This is a genomic window from Asanoa ferruginea, assembly GCF_003387075.1.
GTDB lineage: Bacteria > Actinomycetota > Actinomycetes > Mycobacteriales > Micromonosporaceae > Asanoa > Asanoa ferruginea.
Genome location: NZ_QUMQ01000001.1, coordinates 7,373,363 through 7,394,068, shown reverse-complemented (window position 1 = coordinate 7,394,068; position 20,706 = coordinate 7,373,363). Strand labels below are relative to the sequence as shown.

The following is a 20,706-nucleotide window of genomic DNA, read 5'->3' as shown; positions in this document are numbered from 1 at the left end:
GCTTTCGTCGACGTCGCGCCACAGCCGCTCCCGTGAATCAGGAAACCGGCTATAGCGGACCACAGCTGTGCATCCGCTCATGCCGCACCCGGTGCGGCGTCCGGGTATGTCAGTCGGGCGTTCGGAGGAACGTCGTATCCTCGAAGCCCAGGTCACGCATCTTCTCCGGGGAGAAGACGACCATGATCTCGTCCGCGGGGATGAAGGCACCCCGGGCGTCGGGAAACTGCGGCGTGCCGGCGACCAACCACACCGCCGTGGTGGGGAAGTCCAGGCGAACAGCGACCGGCACATCGATCGAGTACGCCGGGCCGGTGACGCTGCCGTCCGCGCGCCGGCCAGGCCCGATCCGCAGCCGCTCCCAATGGCATTCGGCATGTCGGATCGGCGATCCCAGACACGAGGCCCAAGCACGCATACCTTCGCAATCCGGACCAACCCGTTCAGGGCCCTCATTTCCCAACGCGAGGCGATGTTCGATCGGCTCGAAGAGCACCTCGACGCCGTACGGATAGAACGTGTCGGTCCAGGTGACCGTCACAGGTCCCAAGCCGGTGCCGAGCTCGACGCCCATAATGGCGTGATGCCAGTCGCCGTAGTTCCACAGCGCCGGCTCCGGGCCAAAGTTGTGGACGTCCCAGTAGTCGACCGTCGCTAGACGCCGACCTGACAGCGCGCGCAGCGCGCTCTCAAAGCGACCTCGCGCACCGTCGACGTCATCGGTTCCCACGCCCCTGATGATCCACCAGTCACAACACTTGCCGCATCTCGATTGACTTCATGGCCGGCACGCTCGGTTGGACGCACGGATCTGCCGCGATCCGCGCGGGGGCAACGCGGCGACGTCGCGGCCCCCTCAGCTCGGGCACGATGCCGTCTTCGGGCCCGGGCGCCAGCGGTCACCATAAGCACTCTTGTGAGCGGGTGGTTGGTGCCACGAGGGGCGCCGCGCACCCCGGCGAACGAGGATCTGCCGAGACTTCGTAGCCGGACCAGCCGAGACCCTTGGCGGCACATTGGAGTGATTTCCTGGGGAGACCCACCGCTGCTCATCGATGACCAGTTCGGCGGTGTCGAGGTTGCGCTCGAATTCGAGCGGGTCAACCGGGTGTGTGGGTTGCTTGGTAGGCGATGGCCCCACGTCGTTGGGTAGGAGAACGTTGTGCGCCGCGACGTAGTGCGCCAAGCGTTCAGGTCGTAGGAAGTGGTAACCGTCGGTGGCTCAGTGCTGCTGATGGCGGTGCCGCACAACCGCGCGCATGCGTCGGAGGTGTTCGGCAGGCTGCGCCGTGATGTTGTCCTTAGAACGGCATCCATCCTTGGGCGCCACAGATTCCGCCGAGTGCTACGGCTGCGGCTGTGGCGAGGGCTGCGATCGCGATTCGGCGCCGCGTCCACCATTGTTGGTTGCCGTCATGATGCGTTGCGGGTGGCTCGGATGTGCCTAGGCGCAGCCTGTGGGCGGTGGTGAACCATGGTTGTTGATCGTCGTGGTTGAGGCCGCAGACGATGAGGAACGAGGCCAGCAGTGGTTCGTCGGGTAGTCGGACGCGGTGGGTGAGCAGGTCGGACAGTGTGCTGGTGGGTATGCGTCGGGGTAGGCACTCCGAGGCGACCGCGATCGCGCGGTAGGTCATGCCGGACCAGCTCCGTAGCTCGCTCATGCTGTCGATGAAGTGGGCGACGGTGGTCGCTTGGTTCGGGTCAGGCGGCGGCCGGTCCAACGTATCGGCGGAGTTGGCGTGGCGGGACCGGTGCGGGCGGCGGTCGCGACGGCCGAGCGCTACCGCGACTCGGGCCCAGCGTCGTTTCCAGGGCTGGTGGTCGTCTTCGCCGCAGGCGGTGAGGTAGGCAGCGGTGACCTCCCAGGTCGGGAAGGTCTTGCCGTGGTCAGCGTTGTAGAGGCTGGTCTTGGACTGGAACGCGTGTGCGGCCAGCTGCGTGTAGGACAGGCCGGCGGCTTTACGGAGCTGGCCGAGGTCCTGGGCGAAGTCTTCGAGCAGGACGGTCTTGAGTCGTCGCGCGTTCTCGTCTTCCGGCAGGGTGGGTGCTGCCATGGCTTTCTCTCCCCAGCGACAGGTGCCGTCTGCCACCCGGACGCTGATCTCGGGTGGCAGACGGCCGAACGGTCGATCGTGTGCTTACGGCTGCTACCGCGGCCGGCGCCGGCCGCTTCGGCGGCTGACGGCCGTGCGGCCCGCCGCTGTGACGGCTGCAGCGGTTGCGGCCGCAGCGATCAAGTCGCCACCGGCGAGGAACCAGATCGTGACGAACACGGAGACGATGATCAGGATGCCGAGATACAGGGCTGCTTCGGGAGAGAGAATGCAGGCCCTTGCCGCAGGTGTCCGGGGCATGAGTCGTTCCTTTCACCATTGAAAGTTGTTCAGATCCGGAGGGTGTGAAGGATCAGCGGGCGACGCCGTTAACGAGTCGGTCTGCTGCCGGCGGACCTACATCTGGCGAAGCCCTGCGGGAATCTCTACTCCGGACGGTTGCCGGATTCCATCTGAACGCGTGGTTCGTTCGTTCCTTTTCCTGACAACGGCTACTGCACGGGGGAAACCGGACAGGCGAATGCGCGGTCGGACACCGTGATCTGAACGCGTGCAGCGATATCGTGGCCGCCGGGAACGGCCAGGTAGGGGCGTGTTCACTGTGTCCGGTCGAACCGGACACATCCGCGTGGACGGCGCCGTCTTGAGTGTGGTGAGGCATCCATGCGGATACTGTCTGCACGCAGTTGTCCGGCGCGCGGTCACCGGTGGGCCCGGTCCGCTTCGAGGCCGTTGTGGCGTTCGGCGATCCGGAGGGTATCGGATTATGCGTAAGGGAGCGGTTCTGCCGGAACCCCGACCTGTAGGACCGCACCCGGGCCACGACCCACAAGGTCCGGGCGCGGTCCTCGAACCGGGTCACGGCTGCCGCGATCATTCGTGGTTCCCGCGGTATTGCTGATGCGGACAGCCGTCCAGGAAGATCACCCCGGATACGATCATGGGGCGCCGTACTGGAGACCACCGTTCGCCGACGTGCTCGATGCGTTCTCTGCTGATGACGGTCCCGGTGCACCAGTCGATGGTCGTCACCACGCGCGACGAATGTGCCACGGCGTCGAAGCCCACCGACAGGTCCCACGGGGCGTCCAGGTCCGCATCCGCCTGCTCTGGTCGGCCCACAGCAGGAACGGTCCGTGCATCGGTGTCGAAGTCGGCGGCCGGCGGCTGAATCCGACGCGGTGCGGTCACTCCGCTCATCCCGTGCCTCCCGCCGCGCAGCGATCAATCCGGTCCCCACCCCGGATGTGTCATGCGAAGGTCATCCCGTCACGTCGACAGCCGACGAGTTCGCGAGCTCGGGCCGGTCCGGCAGCCCGGACATCGGCGACCCAGTCCTGACTGGGCTGCGGCCAGCCGTGTATGCGCAGGCCAGCGGCCCATGACCGGAGCTCGGGACGCCGAGAGAAATCGACGCTTGACTACATCTCAGTTTCGTCGCGGCAGCCGATGCGCTGTCGCGGTGACGAGGACGACTCACCGGCGGCAGGAGTGGACGCAGGGACCGACCGCAGCCGTGTAGGCCGTCTCGGAGAAAGGGCCCGTAAGCGGTCTCCTTCAGTTGGCGCGAATTTTCGGGGCCTGCTGTGACAGCAGGTAGGGGGGTGAACACAACGACAGTGATGGGAACGCCCAGCGACGAGGAGAGGTTCGAGACGATGTATCGGCAGCACCGCGGCGCCATCGAACGCTATGTTCGCCGTCGGGCGGTCGACCTAGACTGCGACGATGTGGTGGCCAAGGTGATGGCGACCGCGTGGCAGCGTTTCGACACCGTGCCAGAAGACAATCCCCTTCCGTGGCTGTACATCACGGCGAGAAACGTCCTGGCCAACGAGATCCGTGACCACCGCAACGACAGGCACGACCCGCACGACCCCGCCGGGAGCCTTTTCGCTGGCATACCTGAGCAGCGCGACGACGCCGCTGGGGTCGTCGACCGGGATGTCCTGCGTCAAGCGATCGCCGAGCTGCCGGAACCCGACTGTGAGATCTTGCGGCTGATCGCTTTCGAGGAACTGACCGTGCCGGAAGTTGCCACCGTGTTAGGCATGCGTCGCACCGCCGTCTACAACCGAGTCGCCCGGCTCCGCGCTCTGTGGGACGGCCACAGCGACGACCCTCCGAAGCGGATCTACCAGATCGTCCCGCTGTTGGGCCGCAGGAGGAGCCGATGAGCGACGCCGATCGCATCAGGGAGATCTTCGCGCCGGCGGACCCGATTATCGATGACGACTACGTCTCTGACCCGGAGCGAAACGAACGCACCCTGCAAGCCATTCTCGCCACGCCCCGAACCGGCGCGTCCGGCGACCCTCGCCGCGGCGTGCTCACCCGTCGAGCGTGGCTCGCGGCCGCGGCCATCGTGGCCGTCGCCGCCGTCGGAGCCGTTGTCGCCCTGGCCATCCCCCGGACGACATCGGCCGCGTGGGCGGCGACACCGGCACCACTGGCATACCAGCAGCCCACTACGCCGCAACCTGCCATGGACCGGCTGCATGCCCTCGCCGCCAGCATCGCCGAGCACCCCCACACGCCTGCGCCAGGCGGCGCCCGCGACCATTTGAAGATCCGTAGCTGGGCGTTGGGAAGCAAGATCGACGGCGCGGCGGTGACTTCCGTCGTCATCCCCACCGAGACCGAGACCTGGCGTAACCCCGACAACTCCGGAAGCTCCACCACCTGCTACCTCGAGCCGGAAGACGCCAGCGCGGCGCAGTTGGAAACCTGGCGCGACGAAGGATCACCTGGCGCCGACGAGACACCAACCCAGGACCGCTTCCCCGCCGGCGGGTTTCCTTATCTGTGGCAGGGTCGCCCGCCCAGCGAACCCAGGGCGCTACAGCGGTGGCTGGCCTCCACCCGGCAGGGCGCCAACCCAGCCACAACCATCGTCAGCGGGCTTACCGATCTTCTGCGAGAACGGGCCCTGACCCCGGCCGAGACGTCCGCAGCCCTGCACGTCCTCGCCGACCTGCCCGGATTGCGGTACACCGGCACCATCACCGACCGGGCCGGCCGCACCGGCGACGCCTACACCGCCACCCTCCCCGGAGCCGTCCAATCCGGTGGGCCCGGCCTGCCCATCACCTACACATTCATCATCGACCCCGACACCGGACAGATCCTGGCGGTCGAACGCGTGCTTGAGACCGACGTCGGCAAGAACAACGTCACCGCACCCGCGGTCATCGGATACGACACCTACGTGGTCAGCGAGCTCGTCGCCGAATGACCCCGACCTCCACGGCCGGCCCCACTGTGGTGCGCTGGCGAAAGCCCCGCGGCTGAGGCGGCGTTACCCGCACCGCCTCAGCCGCGGACTCCTACCCGCTCAACCCCACACGGCATAGGCCTGATCGTTGTAGCTGCCCATCGACAGCGCGTACGCGCGGGCCGCGCAGTTGTACACCGTCGTCAGGTTGTACAACGACAGATGGCCGGCATCGCTGGCCCCTTGGTTGTTCCGCCACGACGACGTCGACCGGTTGAACCCCCAGTCCGACAGGTAGTGCCAGTACTCGTCGCTGAACTGCAAGCGGCGCCCACCACCGTTGGTGTTCTCGTACAGACACAGCCACCCCGACGAACACGACGGCACCGCCGCAGCTGCGACCGCACCTAAGGAACGAGCAGTCTGAGCGACCAACGGGTCCGCATCCCGGCGATAACCCAACAACTTGTCCGCGTCGGCGTGCGAAGCGAAGCATCTGGTATCAGAGGTCGAGAACACCACACAGGACTGTGCACCGTCCCAACCCTTCGCAAGATCGACCAAACGACCCTCGTATACCGCCAAACCCGCCTCGCTGGCTTGCCCCCAAGCGGGAGCAGCCGCCAACGGGACCGCGGTCATAATCACAACCAGGGCCAACCGGAAAAAGCTTCTCATCTTCAACCTCCTAGATTGCCTCCTCAAGGCCCCACCGGTAGGGAAACCACGCGCAGTAACATCGAGATTACCCAATGTCTTGGCTGGCGGGGTTGGCCGGTCCGTGATCCGACGCGCAACCTGACCGCAAGCGACCGGCAGTTGGGTGCCTCAAGCGACCGGTGTCGGTGGCTGGCCGATCCCGGCCTACCCGGGGGCCGAAGGCGAAGACGCCGCCGTCGGATGCCACGGCCTACTAGCCAGCCTTCGTGCAGGTCGGCGCCACCGCGACCATCGGCTTGTTCCGGGCCTGGCCGTCCATCGTTCCGACGAACCGCACATCGCCGTAGCTGATGACACTCCCATCACTGGCACCCTCATCTGCCGAGGGCGCCGCGCCACTGTCGCCGTCGCCACGCGCTATAGATCTTGGGGAATCTTCCACTTTAGAAGGTCGCTCGACCCATCTGAATTAGATGCCATGCTGGAACGCTGAGTGCAATAGCGAGGCCTGCAGCGGCAATCACATGTGCCCAGGCAAGGCTTGCCCTGCGTCGCACGAGCACGACAGTCGCTACCGCCACGGCGAGAGCGATCTGGACGACCGCCGACGCAACCCGGCTCCAGATGAATGCGCCGATGGGTCCAACCCAAATGAAAACTGCGTGGAATACTATAGCTGGCCTCACCGATTATCAGCCCGAAGGCGGCTCCAGCAGCCACTGACGCACGCTTGGGAGAGCTTGTTTTGCGATGTGCGCGAGCAATCCCATTGCCGTACCGCCAACTACAGACGCTGCGGTCCAGAACAGGAACGAGGCGAGCACTGATGTGATGCCGTCAATGCTGCCGCGCTGGTCAGAAATTCCGTGCCACCAACGTCTACTCACGATGACAATCAATGAGTAATAGACGAAGTCGCGGCGAGGAGGGCGCTACAGGCCCGCAGAAGGGCGTCCCGCAAAGCTCCGCCGAGGATTCCGGCGAACCATGCGGTGACGCCCCACGCGAAGGCAGAACCTACTATGGGCACTAGAAAGTCTGCTAGAGGCTGCGGGGATACGTCCGGAACGAATGAAGCGACTCCCAACGCAACACCGAGCAACAAGGTAACTGCGGGAACCTGAACTTCTCGTCCTGGGGTGGATGTTCCAAGCGTCACTTCGACTCCAGAGACCATTTATTTCAATAACCCGGCTAAGTCCCTCGATGCCTGCGGTAGCAGCCGATCTCTCGCTGGCGTGCTGCATCTAGGCCGGCAAGCAGCTCCCGTCAGGCAGCAAGCCGACCACCCGGATCGGACCGTTGAAATTGGGAACCGTCACGACGTACGAGACGACACAGGCTGCTCCGAAACGTGCTGCGTAGACAACACTTCCCGGAGGCGCCGGGTCCTCAGGACGGGCGAACCGTGCGACGGTCGCGGAGGCGCCGGTGCGATTCAGCCACAGGCGTGCCTGCTCGAGGTCGGCCTGTGTCGGCGGATGCGGTGAAGGGGCAGGAGCGCCACACGACTGATCGCTCAACGTTGGGCACCAGCCGCCAAATGCGGCCGCCATACGAACGTCGTCGAGTGTGCCTTGGGCGATCTTGGCCTGCGGGGAAAGTGCGGAGCGCCGGCTCTCGTCGGCAGCCAGGAGTCTGTCGTCGAGCACGCCCCGGCGTAGTTGCGCTTCATCGGGCAGTGGGCAGCCCGTAGCGGGAGCAGGAGTGCCGAGAAAGCCACATCCGAATCCGACGCCGCCGCTAGGCTTCGTGGCCTCACGTGGGGCACCTGAGACCGCCCACCACGCGCCAAGCAGGATGACGAGGACGCACCCCGCCGTGGCCACCGCAACGGGTCTGGAACGTCGGAAGGCGGCTCTGCCTGGCATGGGCGCGTCGTTGGCATCGCCGGCGAGTCCGGACCTGTCGTCTGCGTCCACGGTGGGCAGGGTATGGCAATGGGCACCTGCGTGCCTGCCGTCGTTGTGTTCCTGGAGCACAATCCGAGTGTCGTGAACATGGAGCCACGCCAACATGTCCGAGATCGACCTGCCGATGGAGCTGAGCTATGAGCAGCGGTGGTGACGCTCGGGAGTTGCTCGCTCGGTCGGCTACGACGTCGACGCCGACGTGGTAGCTGAGGTTCGTCGCGTTCTCGGCGTAATGCATGCGAGCGAACCGTCACGCCTGGCTTGAACCCAAGCGTCCACCCAATATAGGAGCGGCACGCGAAGTGGTTTTGCCTCAGGGTGTTCAAGTCCAGACGCGCGCTGGATCGCTCCGGGTTGGACAGCGAAGGGGGACTGCTCGGTCCACGGGCCTACGGGCGCGCCCAGCCGGCGAGCTCCCTGGCCGCGGTTGCCGTGGTGGGGTAGGGGTCTTGGGCCAAGGCGTTGCAGAGGATAAGGAAGTCGTCCACGATGCCGCCGACCTGACCAAGCCAGTCGGGCATGAGGTAGTTAACGACGGCGTCGTGGAGGTGGTCGAGGTGGTCCAGACGAGCGTTCAGGAGATCCTCGGCTGCTGGGATTGCTCGCGCGACGAGTCGTATGCCGTGAATGTCGTTGCGGCGCAGCAAGGCCAGGCAGGTCGCTTCGACGACGGCGGTGTTGCCGCGGTCGAGGAGAAGCCGCCAGAGGATATCGGCGATGTCGTCTCGGTCGGCCCAGGCGGCGAGTTGCTGTCCGGCGGCGGCCCGGGCTGACCAGTCCGGGCTGTTCGCAGCCGTGATTGCTTCCGGAGGTGGGGCTGGGGCGCGCATGGGCTCAGACTTACACACGTGGTCTTGCTGTTGGACTGCGTCCGGCTGGTTCTGGCTTGCGGGCCATGCGTGTCACGGAAGTCGCCGTCCGCTCTGGGCGATGGAGCCGACCGAGGGGGAGCGTACTTCGGCCGCTCTGCCGCGCGAGGCGGAGATCCAGACCTGTTTCTCGGGTTGGGCGGCCGGGCTGGCGATCTGCCAGAGGTTTCGCGCGAAGGGCGCGCAACTACACGGCAGCTCGACTGCCGGCAGATGTCGGATTGCGGGTTAACGAAGCCTGCAACCGGGATCTCGATGACATCAAGCGGGACCTCGGCCCGTTCGACAATTCCACGCTCAGGAAGGGCTCGGACGGCTCGTGCCCCTGGCGCGCATGGCGCCTTTGATCAACGACGCGGGACGCACGCTGCGTTCCGGAGACGGTCATGATCCGGACGTGTGGGCCGGGAGCCCCCGGCGAGCGGTCAGGGGTTTACGCGGAGCTCGGCCGCTGCTTAGGAGCCCGCGACTCTTCCTCAGTGGCGTGGCACGGGTACCCGGATTCTCTTTACGACATTTGGGTTCGCCTGAACTTCAGGGTCCGTGGGTTGGTGGAGCTCAGGACGTCTACGTGGGCGACGACTGTCACCGGTCAGGCTCTCTTATCGCAAGGACGCTGATCGGGTCGACGGCGTTTGATCTGGTTGCGGGTCGTCCGTTGTGTGTCTCAAGGTGTAGATGTGGTCCGGAGGAGTGGCCGCTGCTGCCCACGTGCCCGATGATGCGGCCGCCGGCGATCTGTTGCGCCTCGTGGAGGTTGGGACGTTCGACTAGATGGCAGTAGCGGGTCACGGTGGAGTTGGGGTGCTGGAGTTCCACGAACCAGCCGCATCCCATCACGTCGGTGGGATGACCGTCCATGTCACAGGAGTAGGGCCGACCGCTGCGTAGGCGGGCGTCGCAGACGATCCGGATGACGGTCCCGGTGGCGGCGGCGCGCACTGGGGTGCCTTTGGCGGCGATGATGTCGATGCCGTCGTGGCTGGGGCGGGTTTCGGTGCGGAATCCGGAACCGATGGGTCCGTCGACTGGCATTGTCCAGCCGCCGAACGCGGTGCAGCCGTTCATCGGCTCGGAAGATGGTGCGTTGGTCTCGTCGGCGGTGAGCTGGTGCAGCGCGGCCGCGTCGGCTTCCCATTTTGCGTAGGCGTCGGGGTAGGCGCTGCGTTGGACGGCTTGGGCGGCGACGGTGAGCGGCATGGTCTGCCATCGGGGGATGGTGGCGAGTTTGCGGTAGAACGCGGTCGCTGCGTAGGCCGGGTCTTGTAGTTGGGTGGGTGTTCCCCAGCCTTGGCTTGGGCGTTGTTGGAACAGGCCGAGCGAGTCGTGGTCGTTGTCCGGGCCGAGGTGGCCAAGGTTGCGCAGCTGGGATTCCTGTAGTGCGGTGGCGATGGCGATGATCTGCCCACGGACAGGTACGTGCAGCCGGTCGCCGACGATCGCAATGACGCCCGCGTTGCGGATCTGCGTGGCGTCGTAGCGGCCGCTGACGTCGCTGGACGCTGCGACCGTTGAGCAGGCGGACGCTACGCCCGTCACGGCGGCGAGTCCGCCGGCGCACAGCAGCACGATGCCGACGACCGCAGCAATTGTCGCCGCGATCGCGCGGCTGCTCATGTGGCTTCCTGAGGATTGATGGCATGCATGATTCGCGCCCCTGACGTGGTTGGTGGCGAAAGTGGCGATCGGCGGCGGGATCGCTGGTGGCGGGACGCACATGGCGTCCCGTCACCAGCGGTGTATCCGCTCCTTGTGGATGCGGCCGTGGTGTTGCTCGTGGCCGCCGGTCGTGTGGCTGAGGCGCGGGTCAGCGCGGATGTTGCCCGGCACCGACTGCTGTGGGTGGGCAGATCAGGTGTGGTGGAGCTGTCCGAGGGTCGGGATGGTGGATTGTGGGTTGGGGTGGGCCGGTTGGTAGCACTGGCAGTACTCGAGGAATTGCCTGCAGTCGACGCAGCAGCCGCATTCGGTGCAGACGCCGGATTCGGCGATGGCGGGCCAGCAGTTGGGGCAGCGGTCGGGCAGGTCGAGGCCGCGGTCGTCTTGGTCGTCCCAGCCCTGGTAGTTCCATAGCCGCCCGGAGTTGGGGTAGCGGGGTGGCAGGTAGCCGTCGTTGGAGTACCAGATGCCGCCGTCCCAGGTTCCTGACGGCTCGTTGAGGATGTACGCCTGTTGGGTGAAGCTGCGGTCGACGGTGAGGACGACGATTTTGTTGTGTTCTCCCATCCACCGTTCGATCTGTTTGCGGATGCGGCGGACGCGCAGCGACCCGAGGCTCGGAATGAATGCCTCGGCGGCGATGCGGGTGTCGGATCGTGGGTCGTGTTTGGCGGGTTGGACGTTGGCGGGTAGGACGCCGTTGTGGGCGATGACGGTTCGCGGGTCGCCGCCGACGGCGAATGGGTGGCAGTTGTCCAGCCGGGTGGTGCCGTGGGTCGCGAAGCGGGAGTGGAACAGTGCGGGCCCGTCGTGGTGGCGGCCGCGTGTCTGGGCGAACGCGTCGATGACCTCGTCGGCGTTCATTCCATGGTGGACGAGGATCTGGCCGTCGGTGACGATCGCGTAGCCGTGACCGTCCTGGTTGATCAGGGTGCCGTTGCACAGGGCGGTCAGGTCGGGTTGGACGCCGGCGGGCACGAATGTCAGAAGGCACATGCGGGTGCCTCGATCCGGTCGAGCAGCGGCTGGTAGTCGGGCCTTTGGTCGAGCCAGCCGGTGAATGACGGCCATTCCCAGCCGTTGCGGGTGACGATGTCGTGCGCTTGGAGGCTGCGGGTGTATTCGACGGAGGCGGCGGCGAAGCCGAGGACGGCCTGGACCTGTGCGGGGTCCAGGGAGCTGGCGAAGACCCGCAGCTCGAACGTGTCGGGGTTGCCGGTGTTGATCGCCCGGTAGCGTTCGCTGCAGGCGCCTTTGGCGTAGTCCTTGGCCGCGGAACGGTCGTAGGACGTGAACGCGGCCCATTGTTCCGATGAGCGCCCGGCCAGCCGGGTGACGTGGCGCTGGTTGCGGTAGATGAATTTCATCCACCGGTAGGTGTGGCAGGGCGAGGTGAACCCGGCCCGGGACAGGTGGACGTGGATGCCGGTCGCGTCGGTGGTGTCGCAGCCGGCGGCGGCGAGGTCGGTGAGCATCTGCCAGGGGAAGTTCGCGATCGCCCACCGGTAGGACATGGGGTGGGTGACGATCTCGAACCCGTGGCCGATGGAGCTGTCGTTTTTGAGGTAGCCCAGGTCGCCGAGGTGGTTGGCGGCGAGTTTCGCGCTCGAGTTGTAGGCGTTGTAGGGCGTTTCGATTTCGATTTCCGCGCCGAGGAACAGCGGCCCGGTGCCGCGGAAGATCGGGCGGGGTTTGTAGTCGTAGCTGTGGACCGGGGTACCGGTCGTCGTCGGGGCTGCAGTCGCTGCAGTAGCCGCAGTCGCAGCTGTCGTCGGGGTCCTCCTGGCAGTGGTTTCCGCAGCGGTCGCCGTCGCGGTTCCAGCCGTCACAGCTGTCGCATCGCCAGTAGAAGGAGTCCAGGCAGGTGTCGCAGATCCGGGAGCCGCGGGCGGTCGCCTGCGTGTGAGCGACCGGGGTGGTCGCCCGGCAACGGCGGCAGGTCACACACGTCGTGCACGCCGCCCCGACGCTGAGCAGGCTGCGGCATCCTGGGCACGGCAGGACGTGCTCTGCGGTGGTGGTTGCGGTGGGCGGGTCGGGCAGGCCGAGGTCGGGCAGAGCGTGCTGGTTCGGGTTGGACTGTTGTGGCATTGCCACACCTCCGAGAGGTCAGGGAGGTGCGCAGGCCGTCCGGTCCCGCGCACCTCGCGTTGCCGAAAGGCGGTTGGGATCGGGAAGAGGGGCGGGCCGGTGGCGGCCGGGTCAGACTGGACGCGTCTGCCCCGGCCGGGTTGCGCCGGCCCGTGGTCGGGTCAGTTGACCGGGACGGGCCCGGTGTGGGGTGGCAGCGGCCGGATGGTCAGCGGCGGGATCCGCCGCCATGACGCGGCCGGAACGTGGGGTTGGGCCGGGTGGGGGAGCACGTCGTAGCCGCGGACCCAGACCGCGAACCACTGTTCGGCCGGCGCTGCCCGGCGTAGGTGCTCGTCCGCCGCCGGCGGTTGGCCGGCCAGGGCGGGGTGAGCGTGGGCCCGGTGTTGGGGGCGGCGCCCGGCGAGCATCGGACACGCGCGGGTGCTGTAGGCGGCGCAGGGTGGGCAGGTGCCCGGCTCGACGGTGCAGCGGTGGGTCAGGTCGGATGCGCGGGCGAACAGCACCACCCGGCCGGTCAGTGGCCGTCCGCAGACCTGACAGCGCCGTCCCTGCAGGCACTGCGTCTGGGTCAGGTCGGTGATGGTCCCGAACAGGTAGACCCCACCGATCGACGGGGTGATCCATGGAACGACCAGCCCGGCTTGGACCGGCCGGCCGAGCAGGTGGGCGGGGATGTCAGGTGGTTGGGGCATCGTCGGCCTCCGGTCGGGGCCAGACCGGCGCGAACGCGTGCCGCAGGTCGGCGATGATGTCGTCGACGTCTGTGACGATCCGGATCTGCCGGTCCTCGCGCAGCAGCCGGTGGCATCCGGTCGACATGGCCGAGGTGACCGGCCCGGGCACGGCCATCGCGGCGCGGCCGTGGCGTACCGCGCTGGCGACCACGGCCAGGCAGCTGGCGCGGGCGGGTGCTTCGACCACGACCGTGCCGCCGGTGAGGATGGCCAGATACAGCGCGTTGAGCTGGCCGCGGTCGCGGCGCGGGACGGCCCCGGCCGGGAACGCGCTGACCAGTAGCCCGCTTTCGGCGAGCAAGTTGGTGAACTGCCGCTGCTGGTCGCTCAGGAGTTGGTCGATGCCGTGCGGCAGGACGGCGACCGCTGCGCCTTCGGCGGCCAGCGCGGCATACAGGGCGGCGCGTTCGATGCCGACCGCGGCGGAGGACACCACGGCCCAGCCGTGGGTGATGAGCCCGGCGGCGAGGTCGCGGGCCACATGTTCGCCGTAGGCGGTGCAGGCCCGCGCTCCGACGAGGGTGACGGCCTGCCGCGGTTGCGGGATGGCGCCGGGCCCGGCCGTCCATAGGCAGACCGGTGTCCAGTCGCGGGCGTCGTCGAGCCCGGCCGGCCAGTCCTGGTCTTCCGGGATGACGATCCTGCCGCCCTGGTAGGCGTCATCGACCGCGGCCGCCGCCTGGCCACACATCTGTGGCAGGGACAGGCCGGCTAGTTCCGCGCGTGCGGTGAAGGTGACCTGCCCGGCGGCGATGAGGTCGTAGGCGTCGACGGGGCTGTTGGTGGCCAGCAGCTGGGCCAGGGTCGGGTCGCCGGGTTCGAACAGCCACCCGAGACGGGCCCGCGCCACCCGGATGTTCTCGGCCTCCATCACGCCACCTCCTGCTCGGCGTAGGTGCCGGTCGGGTCCGGGTGATCTGCCGGTGGGGCCGTCGCCTCGGCTGCGCTGTCGACCGCTGCAGGGTTGACGCGGTGCGGCTCGTCGGGCCGTTCGGGGTCGGCAGGGGTGAGGTCGTCGAGGATCTGTCGGGCGGTCCGCAGGACCGTCTCGGCGCAGTCCTTGACCAGATCCATGTCGCCGTCGGCCCAGCCGAACACGTAGGCGTCGGAGTAGGCGGCGGTGTCCAGGCCGACCGCGCGCAGAACGATGTGAGCGACGCTTTCCGCCTCGGTCTCCTGCCGACCCCGATGCGCCACAACTCCTGGCTGGTCGGTGTGGCCGCAGCGGATGTGGGCGAGCTCGTGGGCGACGGTCTTGGTCCGCTGGGCCGGGTCGATGTCGTCACGGACCTGCACCTGGCGGCTGGTGCCGCGGTGGACGGTGACACCGGTGCCGGTGCCGAGGTATCCGCTGCCGGCCGGTACGAGCGCGTACTGGTAGCCGGCCGCGGCGAGCAGGGCGACCAGGTCGTCGTAGACGCCGGTCGGGTCCTGGCCTGTCAACAACGCTGGCGGGCCCGCGACGCGACGGTGCCGGCGGCGGCGGCCGACGATGGTGGGCGGGGCGAACGGCTCACCGTCGGTCTGGGACAGCTCGAAGGTGTTCGCCAACGCGAACCCAGCGAGCCGCAGCGATGGCCGCCCGTCCGGGTCGCGCGGCACCCGCCGCCCGGCAGCCACCGACGCCGCCGCCTGCGCTTCGGTGGGTCGCCGGCGGACCGGCGCCCAAATCTTGAACGCTTTCTCGCCGGTGCGGACGAACCGCTGGTGGGCTCTCCACCCGGTCGACCCGTCCCGCCGCCCGAAGGGCAGGAAGTAGCGCGGGGTGATGCCGCGCTCCGCGGCCTGGACGAGCAGCAGGATCTGATTGCCGAGGCTGTACCGGGCACCGAACCCGGCGACGTGGTCGATGAACTCAACCCACTGCCCAGGGTCGGCGGCCATCCGCGCGAGCCGGTCATCGAAGTCGGCTTTGATTTTGGTGATGAGGGCGGCGCGTTCGTCGGCGCGGCCGCGCTCGTCGTGTGCACGGCGCGTGGGGCGCCGCGTTCTGGTGGCCATCAGGTGTGGCCCTCCTGTTCCCCGCCTCGTGGCGGCGGACAGGCTGGGGCCGTGGACGGTCCCAGCCGGCCCGTAGGCACGAGATGAGATCGCCGTGTTGGCGGTGTGGATGAGCGGCATCGGTCAGGTGACGGGATGCCCGCGCCGCGACCGGCTGTCGGGGACTCCCTTAGGTCAGGGATTCGGTGTTCGGGCCGGGACGTTCTCGTCGCCGAGGACGGGCGGTCCGGCAGCCATCCGGTCCAGCAGCGTGTGGAGCAGCTGGATGGCGGCGGCCCGGATAGGTGGCGGCCATGTCTCGGGGACGGCGATGGTGCGGGTGCCATCCTGGGCGAGTGCGTCGCCGCACGCGCGGCTGCCTTCGTCGACGAGCATGATCCGCACCAGGTTTCGTGCGGGCCGGTCAGCCCAGATCGTGGCAGCCCGGCCGGCCAGCCGCAGGTCGCCGACCCGGATCGGGTGGTCGGTCAGCCCCAGAGCGCCGGGGTTGTCCGCCGGGGCGCAGGTGAAGGCACCGGCCAGGTTGTGATCGTTGGCGGTGGTGTCGGGGCCGGCGGCGTTCATACCTGTCCGCCGTGGCTGGCTGCCGGTCCCGCCTGTTGCCCGCCTGCGGGTCCTTCGCGTCGGACGGCGTCGGCGATCGTCGCGACGCGTCCGCGTCCGCGGGTCTTCGCGTGCTGCAGGGCACGGTCGGCGTGGGCGAGCGTGATCCGCGCCGTATCCGTGCCTGGTGCGCTGATGGCGATTCCGGCACACGCGGTCGCTTCGACGTTGGCCTGGCGGTGCCCGATATGGACATCGGTGGGTTCGGCGACGGCGGCGAGCAGCTTGTTCGCCAGTGCGAGGGGCCGGGCCGCTTCGGCGGCCACGATGACCGCGAACTCGTCACGACGCATCCGGAACGCGGCGGCGCCGGCGGCGGCCGTGAGGTGTTGGAGGCGCCCGCCGACCAGGACGAGGTACTGGTCGAAGCCGCGGTCGCCGAGGCGGCTGATCAACTGCCGGCTGCGGTCGAGGTTGATCAGAATGACCGCGACAGTCGCATCGGCGTGCGTGGCCTCATCGATCGCGTGATGGAACGCGTCCCGATCACCGATGACAGCGCGCTGATCGGGACGTGCGGGGCGCCCGCCGGCGTGCGGACGCAGTAGCGCCGCTGCTAGCAGGACGGTGGCGCAGGCCAGTGCAGCGACGGCGATCCAGGCCAGGACGGTGTGTGCGGTGGTGGACTCTGCTGTGGGGAACACGGGTGCCCCACCTCCTCTTCTAAAGGCGTTGGTGAGGGCGGCCGCGTTATCGCCGGCTGCCCTCACCACGTCAGGTGATGGCCCAACCCGCGGGTGGGGCTGGTTGCCGGCGGCGCCAGGAGGCGCGCTGGTTTTAGATCAGGCTTTTCAGGAGCTGCCGCAACAGGTGCGGTGGGACACCGGCCTGCAGCGCGCGACCGATCGCGTGCGCGAGCGGCACGCTGGGGTCGGCTTCCCGGACCCGCTGCAGGGCGATGTCCGTCAGGGCGCCGTTGCCGCCCAGGTAGGCGGTGATGGCCAGCAGGCACGCCGGCGGCGCCGCAGCACGTCCGGCCGCGCGCCGGGTCACGTCGATCCACAGTGTTCGGTGCGGGTCGCTGCCGTCGCAGGCCCGCCACGCGTGGTCGAACACCTCGGGGATCAGCAGCACGACGCTCAACCACGCCACCGCATCGTCATCGAGCCTCTCGCCGCGACCGGCGGCTGCGAGCGCGTCGTGAAGCGCGGCGATCCCATCGGCCGCCAGGCCAGATAGCGGGCCGGCGGCGAGCCACGCGGCGACGGAGCCGCCGGTGCGGGCTGGACTGGACTCGCGTACGGCCGTGGTGAACCGGCGCATGGCGGCTTCGGTCGCGGCCTGCATCCGGTCGTGTGCGTCGCCGGTCACCGGATCCAGCAGCGCTGTCAGGGCCGCCCGGTCGGGTAGGGGTGCGATCCCCCGCAGGGTGGCCTCGGCCGGCAGCGTGCTCGTGTCCGGGTTGTAGGGCCAGCCCTCGGGCGGGCATTGGCACCGCTGGCTCAGGCAATAGATACGGCCGTTGTCGACCCGGACCGCGGCGGTGACCTCGGTTCCGGTCGCGTCGATGGCCACTGCGCACTGTTCGACGGCGGCGTCGATCTGTTCTGCGGGCCCGTACCCGATGACGAACGCGTTGCTGCTCTGCTGCCTGATGATGGTGGCGGTGGCGTCCCAGTCGGGTTGCTCGTCGTCGGTTTCGGGGAGGCGTTGATGGGTCAGAACGCTGACGGCGGGGGTGCGGACGCCGACGCAGACCACACACCGGTGGGGATGGAACCCCAACAGGTAGGGCACTGCCGCGACAAGATCGTTCGGGTTTCTGATCGTTGATGCTCCGTCGGATGTGGACACAGCTCTCCTTTTCGTTGTTGGAGGGGTGATCGGGCATGGTGGATCACCGTCGCCGGGGTGGCGGCACCGGTCAGTTCGGGTTGGGCCGTGGGACCGGGGTCGACAGCCGGGCGGCCCAGGCGACGGTGATCGGCGTCGCTTCGACGGGCGGCGGGTTTCCGTGCGCCGGTCCGCGGGCCGGTCTCGACGGCTCGTGCGCGCCGTTTTCGAAGGCCGTCGTCAGCTGCCGCCGACGCTGCGGCGGGTGGGGCGGTTGTCACGCTGCCGCACCGCGGGACGGACGCCGGCCTGCAGAGGGACGCCGTCACGGTCTGGGTCGTAGTGGGCGATGCCGCCGCCGAGACGTTTGGCGGTGAACATGGCAAGGTCGGCGCAGCCGAGCGCCCGCCGCGGGTCGCCGTGGTGGCAGATGCCGGCACTCATCCGCACTGGCACGGTGCTCGTGCCGATCTTGACGGTGCCCGTCATCGCGCAGGTGAGCGCGTCGGCCAGCTCGTGCGCCAGCCGGCTAGTGATGACGATGAACTCGTCGCCGCCGAGCCGGGCGATCAGGTCGCCGGGTTCCGCGACCCGCCGCAGGTGGCCAGCGATCGCCGCGAGGTAGAGGTCGCCGCCGGCGTGGCCGTGCGCGGCGTTGATGCCGTGCAGATCGTCGACGTCCAGTAGGGCAACGGTGCGCTCGCCGCCGACCGCCAGCCAACGGTCGATGGTGCGGCGGGTGGGCAGGCCGGTGAGCGGATCGGTCGACGCCTCTTCCAACGCGTTGCGCAGTTCGCGGATGCGCCGGTCGGCGCCGATGACCCGCAGGTGCGCGACGGCGAACACACCGGCGATCCCGGCCATCGCGATGAACTTGACGGCACCACCCTCGGCGATCATGTGGCTGAGTGTGGGGACGGCGACGACGACGAACGCGGCCGTGCAGCCGACGTGAAGAATCTTCGTCCACGGTCGGGTGGGCATGGATTCCTCCCTTCCCGGAGGTAGGCGTACACAGCACGGACCGGGGTGACGGACCCGGTCGGTGCGCGGTGGGTTTATCGGGTGTTGACGGCGACGAGGATGTCGTCGTCGCCCAGGGCAGCGATCGCCCAGTTGGCCTTGTCCAGATACGTCAGCCGGGACGGGTGATCGCCCTTGACTTGACTGAGGTAACGGCCGTCGGGGCGCAGCAGCCCGTCGCCGGGAACGGCGGTAAGCCACCCGTAGTAGGCGTAGACCTGGCCGCCGGTCTGGAACGCCTCGAGGTGAGCGGTCGGCAACTCCATGACCTTGTGCGGAAGGGCGTTGTAGGTCCGCATGCTCGCGATCCGCGGCTGGGACAGGTAATCCCGTTGAGCGCGGGACAGCGGATACTTGATCGGGTCGTGGTCGTGGCGGTCCAGGAAAACCCAGAACGGCTGCGCCGGCCGGGTGCCGGCCACCACCTGGTTCCACAGCGCCCACCGGTAGCCGTACAGGTGTTGGCCGGCGGTGCGCATCGCGTCCAGGTCCAGCAGGGCGACCGGTCCGCCGGCGGCGGTGTTCCGCCATGGCTGCAGCAGTCGGCCCCGACGCCGGCGGGCACGGCCGCGGGTGATGAAGTGCCCGGCCGGGCCCAGACCCATGTAGCCGATGTCGGTCAGGCGGGTGTCGGCAGCGTCGGCGAGGTGGTCGGTGGGGGTGGCTTTCGGCAGGCAGACGATGGACAGGGACGGATGCAGCACGGCAACCTCCAAGCACAGGTGGGTGCGCGCGCAGGGCCGACCGCCGCAGCGGTGGGTGCCGCGCGGCACGAGACAGGGTGTGACCACGAGGGGTCGAGCCGGGAGCAGGTCACGGGGCAGGCGGCAGGTGGCCGCTGCACAGATGTGGTTCGGGGTTCTGGGCCGACGAGCGGGCGGGCCGACCGGCCTGTTAGGCGGGTGGGCGGTTGCGACCGCGGTTTCGTGGGCGTGAACCCGGTGGTGCTGATCTCTGGTGTTTTTCTTTGAAGGAGGTTTCAGCGTAGCCGGCCGACCCAACAGCGCCGCGGCCCGCCGATGCCGCAGCTGACCTGTGTTGACCTGCGCTGTTGGGTGTTGGCCCGTGGCCCCGGTTGTGGTCCGCCGGGTCGGGGGCCCGCTGTTGGCCGCAGCCGTCGGCCAGCACACCCCGCCTACCATGCGGCTGCCCGGGTGGTCGGCCCGTCCGGCGGTTCGCGGGCGTGCTGGCCCTGGCCGGCACGCGGCACGGGGCCTTATCCGGACGGGTTCGGCAGCCGCAATGGGTGCTGGTCCGGCCGCGGAGGCCCGGGGGAGAGCGGGCCGGCCTCGCCGTGGTCGCTGGGCAGCTCCCCAAGGGCGAGGCGGTGGCGGCCGTTACCGGCCAGCCGCCACACCGGACCGGCCGGATCTGGTCCAGACTCCGGTGAGGTGGTCGCAATATGCAGCGAGGGTTCGGGTCGTTCGGCGAGCCGGCGGTGCAGGTTCTGTTCCCGGATCCGGCTCGGGAGCACGAACAGGACCGGATACGCGGGGCCGCCTTCGGCTCGTAGCCGCCGGTGGGATCCGAGCTTGTCGACCAGCGTGCCGATGGTTTCGGTGCCGCGGTCGAGCTCGACGAAGAACCCCGTCTGGCCATGACCGTCGCTCCACACCCCATGCCCGTCGGGTCGGATCCGCCGCCCGAACGCGGCCGCGGTGGTCCGCTCGGACCACCACCGGGTCAGGTCCGCACCGCGGTGCCGGCGGGCGTGGACGAGCAGGCCGGCGAAGAAGGTGTTCACCTCCAGCAGGTGGGCCAGGGTCGGGCTGGCGTAGACGCGGTCCTGCCGTTCCCGCAGCGCCCGTGTGGTGGGTGGGTTGTCGCCGCGGGCCAGGGCCATGTATCGGGCTGATAGTGGGCCGGGAAGCCAGCAGACCGGGTTGGGGGCGCCGGGCCGGTTGCGGATGAACCGGTCGATGAAGCCGAGGCCGCGTAGGGCCTGGAGGCGGTGGCGGCAGGTGATCGGGTTGTCGAACAGCATCAAGGTCAGCTGCTCGGTGGTGAGGGTGACGTGTTCGTCCAACAGGGCGGCGATGGTGTAGTCGCGGGGCCTCAGGCGGTGTGAGAGGTCGATGAGTGTGTGGGCCGCTTGCCTTTGCATTT

The 20,706-nt window shown here is 68.5% G+C and carries 20 protein-coding genes; 3 read left to right on the top strand and 17 right to left on the bottom strand.

Features of this window, described 5'->3' with window-relative positions:
* Nucleotides 1–109: 109 nt before the first annotated feature.
* The 4 genes from DFJ67_RS34645 to DFJ67_RS34635 form a co-directional block, all read right to left on the bottom strand.
* Nucleotides 110–730: a hypothetical protein gene (locus DFJ67_RS34645; RefSeq protein WP_116072818.1), complete on the bottom strand. Its 621-nt coding sequence runs from the start codon at nt 728–730 to the stop codon at nt 110–112.
* A gap of 571 nt (nt 731–1,301) precedes the next feature.
* Nucleotides 1,302–2,057: a helix-turn-helix domain-containing protein gene (locus DFJ67_RS34640; protein ID WP_116072816.1), complete on the bottom strand. Its 756-nt coding sequence runs from the start codon at nt 2,055–2,057 to the stop codon at nt 1,302–1,304.
* A 93-nt stretch (nt 2,058–2,150) separates the two neighbouring features.
* The gene (locus DFJ67_RS42420) at nt 2,151–2,357 is read right to left on the bottom strand and encodes a hypothetical protein (protein ID WP_147315721.1); all 207 of its coding nucleotides are present in this window, start codon (nt 2,355–2,357) and stop codon (nt 2,151–2,153) included.
* Nucleotides 2,358–2,930: 573 nt separating this feature from the next.
* Nucleotides 2,931–3,257, bottom strand: a complete 327-nt coding sequence (locus DFJ67_RS34635) for a hypothetical protein (RefSeq protein WP_147315720.1) — start codon at nt 3,255–3,257, stop codon at nt 2,931–2,933.
* A 404-nt stretch (nt 3,258–3,661) separates the two neighbouring features.
* Here DFJ67_RS34635 and DFJ67_RS34630 point away from each other — a divergent pair, with 404 nt between their 5' ends.
* Both DFJ67_RS34630 and DFJ67_RS34625 read left to right on the top strand, forming a co-directional pair.
* Nucleotides 3,662–4,234 carry an RNA polymerase sigma factor gene (locus DFJ67_RS34630; RefSeq protein ID WP_147315719.1) on the top strand — a complete coding sequence of 191 codons (573 nt, stop codon included), beginning with the start codon at nt 3,662–3,664 and terminating at the stop codon, nt 4,232–4,234.
* On the top strand, nt 4,231–5,292 hold the full coding sequence (locus tag DFJ67_RS34625; protein ID WP_116072810.1) for a CU044_5270 family protein: 1,062 nt from the start codon (nt 4,231–4,233) through the stop codon (nt 5,290–5,292). The genes DFJ67_RS34630 and DFJ67_RS34625 overlap by 4 nt, the downstream gene beginning before the upstream one ends.
* A 99-nt stretch (nt 5,293–5,391) precedes the next feature.
* On the opposite strand, the gene DFJ67_RS34620 is transcribed toward DFJ67_RS34625, so the two are convergent.
* Nucleotides 5,392–5,949, bottom strand: coding sequence for a peptidase inhibitor family I36 protein (locus DFJ67_RS34620; RefSeq protein ID WP_116072808.1), 558 nt, complete (start codon nt 5,947–5,949; stop codon nt 5,392–5,394).
* Nucleotides 5,950–8,293: 2,344 nt separating this feature from the next.
* On the opposite strand from DFJ67_RS34620, the gene DFJ67_RS34615 reads away from it, so the two are divergent.
* On the top strand, nt 8,294–8,617 hold the full coding sequence (locus DFJ67_RS34615) for a hypothetical protein (RefSeq protein WP_147315718.1): 324 nt from the start codon (nt 8,294–8,296) through the stop codon (nt 8,615–8,617).
* 681 nt (nt 8,618–9,298) lie between these two features.
* On the opposite strand, the gene DFJ67_RS34605 is transcribed toward DFJ67_RS34615, so the two are convergent.
* The 12 genes from DFJ67_RS34605 to DFJ67_RS34555 all read right to left on the bottom strand — a co-directional run bounded on the left by DFJ67_RS34605 (nt 9,299) and on the right by DFJ67_RS34555 (nt 20,704).
* A complete protein-coding gene (locus tag DFJ67_RS34605; protein WP_116072804.1) occupies nt 9,299–10,330 on the bottom strand; it encodes a M23 family metallopeptidase in 1,032 nt (343 codons plus the stop codon).
* A 234-nt stretch (nt 10,331–10,564) separates the two neighbouring features.
* Complete coding sequence (locus DFJ67_RS34600) at nt 10,565–11,368, bottom strand: class II glutamine amidotransferase (RefSeq protein WP_147315717.1); 804 nt, start codon at nt 11,366–11,368, stop codon at nt 10,565–10,567.
* Complete coding sequence (locus DFJ67_RS34595; RefSeq protein WP_211333981.1) at nt 11,356–12,201, bottom strand: hypothetical protein; 846 nt, start codon at nt 12,199–12,201, stop codon at nt 11,356–11,358. Before DFJ67_RS34595 ends, DFJ67_RS34600 begins: the two co-directional genes overlap by 13 nt.
* 423 nt (nt 12,202–12,624) lie before the next feature.
* Nucleotides 12,625–13,158 carry a hypothetical protein gene (locus tag DFJ67_RS34590; RefSeq protein ID WP_116072800.1) on the bottom strand — a complete coding sequence of 178 codons (534 nt, stop codon included), beginning with the start codon at nt 13,156–13,158 and terminating at the stop codon, nt 12,625–12,627.
* Nucleotides 13,142–14,071, bottom strand: a complete 930-nt coding sequence (locus DFJ67_RS34585; RefSeq protein ID WP_116072798.1) for a DNA-processing protein DprA — start codon at nt 14,069–14,071, stop codon at nt 13,142–13,144. Before DFJ67_RS34585 ends, DFJ67_RS34590 begins: the two co-directional genes overlap by 17 nt.
* Nucleotides 14,071–15,201 (bottom strand): hypothetical protein, encoded by a 1,131-nt coding sequence (locus DFJ67_RS34580; RefSeq protein ID WP_116072796.1) that lies wholly within the window; start codon nt 15,199–15,201, stop codon nt 14,071–14,073. Before DFJ67_RS34580 ends, DFJ67_RS34585 begins: the two co-directional genes overlap by 1 nt.
* Before the next feature lie 174 nt (nt 15,202–15,375).
* Entirely contained in the window at nt 15,376–15,765 is a 390-nt protein-coding gene (locus DFJ67_RS34575) for a hypothetical protein (RefSeq protein WP_116072794.1), read from the bottom strand.
* Nucleotides 15,762–16,448 carry a diguanylate cyclase domain-containing protein gene (locus tag DFJ67_RS34570; RefSeq protein WP_170216114.1) on the bottom strand — a complete coding sequence of 229 codons (687 nt, stop codon included), beginning with the start codon at nt 16,446–16,448 and terminating at the stop codon, nt 15,762–15,764. The genes DFJ67_RS34575 and DFJ67_RS34570 overlap by 4 nt, the downstream gene beginning before the upstream one ends.
* Nucleotides 16,449–16,581: 133 nt before the next feature.
* On the bottom strand, nt 16,582–17,598 hold the full coding sequence (locus DFJ67_RS34565; protein WP_275407640.1) for a DUF4192 domain-containing protein: 1,017 nt from the start codon (nt 17,596–17,598) through the stop codon (nt 16,582–16,584).
* 219 nt (nt 17,599–17,817) lie between these two features.
* A complete protein-coding gene (locus DFJ67_RS43030) occupies nt 17,818–18,561 on the bottom strand; it encodes a GGDEF domain-containing protein (RefSeq protein ID WP_170216112.1) in 744 nt (247 codons plus the stop codon).
* Nucleotides 18,562–18,635: 74 nt separating this feature from the next.
* On the bottom strand, nt 18,636–19,304 hold the full coding sequence (locus DFJ67_RS43025) for a hypothetical protein (RefSeq protein ID WP_170216111.1): 669 nt from the start codon (nt 19,302–19,304) through the stop codon (nt 18,636–18,638).
* Nucleotides 19,305–19,816: 512 nt separating this feature from the next.
* Nucleotides 19,817–20,704 (bottom strand): replication-relaxation family protein, encoded by an 888-nt coding sequence (locus DFJ67_RS34555; RefSeq protein ID WP_170216110.1) that lies wholly within the window; start codon nt 20,702–20,704, stop codon nt 19,817–19,819.
* Between the last annotated feature and the right edge of the window lie 2 nt (nt 20,705–20,706).